Origin of the sequence: Bacillus hominis, assembly GCF_018332515.1 — a bacterium.
GTDB classification, from domain to species: domain Bacteria; phylum Bacillota; class Bacilli; order Bacillales; family Bacillaceae_G; genus Bacillus_A; species Bacillus_A hominis.
In genome coordinates this window covers 1-2,693 of sequence record NZ_BOQD01000210.1, presented here as the reverse complement: position 1 = coordinate 2,693, position 2,693 = coordinate 1, and the positions used below count along the sequence as shown (strand labels likewise).

The window sequence follows — 2,693 nt, the reverse complement described above, 5'->3', positions numbered from 1 at the left end:
CTGAAAGAATATAGAATGACATTTAAGCACCTACATCAATTGGCTTTGGAAAATGGTGATGCCATTCATCTACTACATGAATGCATAGATTTTCTAAGAAAAAACAAAATCATACTGCCTGCTATCACTACACTTGAAAGAATAGTGTGGGAAGCAAGGGCAATGGCTGAAAAGAAGCTATTTAACACGGTTAGTCAATCCCTAACAAATGAACAAAAAGAAAAACTTGAAGATATTATTACCTTGCAGCATTCGTCAGAATCCAATAAAACGATATTGGGTTGGTTAAAAGAACCACCGGGACATCCTTCACCCGAAACCTTTTTAAAAGTAATAGAACGACTCGAATACATACGAGGAATGGAATTAGAAACGGTGCAAATTAATCATTTGCACCGCAATCGCCTGTTACAGCTGTCTCGCTTGGGTTCAAGATATGAACCTTATGCATTCCGTGATTTTCAGGAAAATAAACGATATTCAATACTAACCGTCTATTTATTACATCTTAATCAAGATTTGACGGATAAAGCTTTTGAAATTCATGACAGACAAATACTTAGTCTCTTATCAAAAGGTCGTAAGGCTCAAGAGGAAATTCAGAAACTGAACGGTAAAAAGCTGAATGAGAAAGTTATACACTTTACGAACATCGGACAAGCTTTGATCAAAGCAAAACAGGAAAAATTAGACGTTTTTGAGGTTTTAGAATCCGTTATTGAATGGAATTCTTTTGTCTCTTCGGTCGAAGAAGCCCAGGAGCTTGCACGTCCTGCTGACTATGATTATTTAGACTTACTGCAAAAACGATTTTATTCACTAAGAAAATATACGCCAACGCTATTAAGGGTGTTGGAATTTCATTCTACAAAGGCAAATGAGCCACTTTTACAAGCTGTAGAGATTATCCGAGGAATGAACGAATCCGGAAAACGAAAAGTACCTGATGACTCACCTGTGGATTTTATTTCAAAACGTTGGAAAAAGCATTTATACGAGAATGATGGTACAACAATCAATCGTCATTACTATGAAATGGCTGTTTTAACAGAACTTCGGGAGCATGTTCGGGCAGGAGATGTTTCCATTGTTGGCAGCAGACAATATAGAGATTTTGAGGAATATTTGTTTTCCGAATTTACATGGAATCAAACGAAAGAGAATACGAGATTATCAGTTAGTTTATCATTCGAAGATTATATAACGGAGAGAACCAGCAGCCTTAATGAAAGGTTAAAGTGGTTAACTGCCAATTCCAACAAGTTAGATGGAGTTTCTCTTGATAAAGGAAAGCTGTCACTTGCACGCTTAGAAAAAGATGTACCAGAAGAAGCAAAAAAGTTTAGTGCAAGCCTTTATCAGATGCTACCAAGAATAAAATTAACCGATTTACTGATGGATATTGCTTATATAACAGGATTTCATGAGCAATTTACTCATGCTTCCAATAATCGAAAACCGGATAAAGAAGAAACGATTATTATTATGGCTGCCCTTTTAGGAATGGGAATGAATATAGGTGTAAGCAAGATGGCTGAAGCAACACCCGGACTTACATATAAGCAATTAGCCAATGTATCTCAATGGCGCATGTATGAAGATGCAATGAATAAAGCCCAAGCCGTATTAGTAAATTTTCATCACAAATTACAATTGTCTTCCTATTGGGGAGACGGTACAACATCCTCATCAGACGGTATGAGAATGCAGTTAGGTGTTTCATCACTACATGCAGATGCAAACCCACATTATGGAACTGGAAAAGGAGCCACCATCTACCGTTTTACTAGTGATCAATTCTCTTCTTACTACACAAAGATTATTCATACTAATTCAAGGGATGCGATTCATGTTTTAGATGGTTTGTTGCACCATGAAACGGATTTAAACATAGAAGAGCATTATACAGACACAGCTGGTTACACAGATCAAATATTCGGACTGACTCATTTATTAGGATTTAAATTTGCCCCAAGAATAAGAGATTTAGCAGACTCAAAATTATTTACAATAGATAAAGCAAGTGAGTATCCAAAATTAGAAGCCATTTTACGTGGACAAATAAATACAAAGGTCATTAAAGAAAATTATGAGGATGTTTTGCGATTAGCTCACTCAATAAGAGAAGGAACAGTTTCAGCATCCCTTATTATGGGGAAACTAGGATCTTATTCAAGACAAAACAGCTTGGCTATAGCCTTACGTGAGATGGGTCGAATAGAAAAAACAATTTTTATTTTGAATTATATATCGGATGAATCATTAAGAAGAAAAATACAAAGGGGATTAAATAAAGGAGAAGCCATGAACGGATTAGCAAGAGCTATTTTCTTCGGAAAACAAGGTGAGCTTAGGGAACGGACTATACAACATCAATTGCAAAGAGCCAGTGCTTTAAACATCATTATCAATGCCATCAGTATCTGGAATACTTTACATCTAACAAAGGCAGTTGAATATCAAAAACGGTCAGGTAGTTTTAATGAAGAATTATTGCACCATATGTCACCTCTAGGTTGGGAACATATTAATTTACTTGGAGAATACCATTTTAATTCGGAGAAAATGGTCTCGTTAGATTCTTTAAGACCCTTGAAACTTTCTTAACGTTGTTAAAACTGGGGGAATAGTCGGGGAAATGGGCTTAGCGTTGTAAATCCGCATTTTCCTGACTGTACCCCATGCCCATCAAC

1 protein-coding gene is annotated in these 2,693 nt (G+C 36.3%); it reads left to right on the top strand.

What is annotated here, in order from left to right; translation table 11 throughout:
• Window positions 1-2,607, top strand: a 2,607-nt coding sequence (locus tag KI356_RS19400) for a Tn3 family transposase (protein ID WP_048558627.1), incomplete at its 5' end; no start/stop codon positions are given.
• Window positions 2,608-2,693 lie beyond the last annotated feature (86 nt).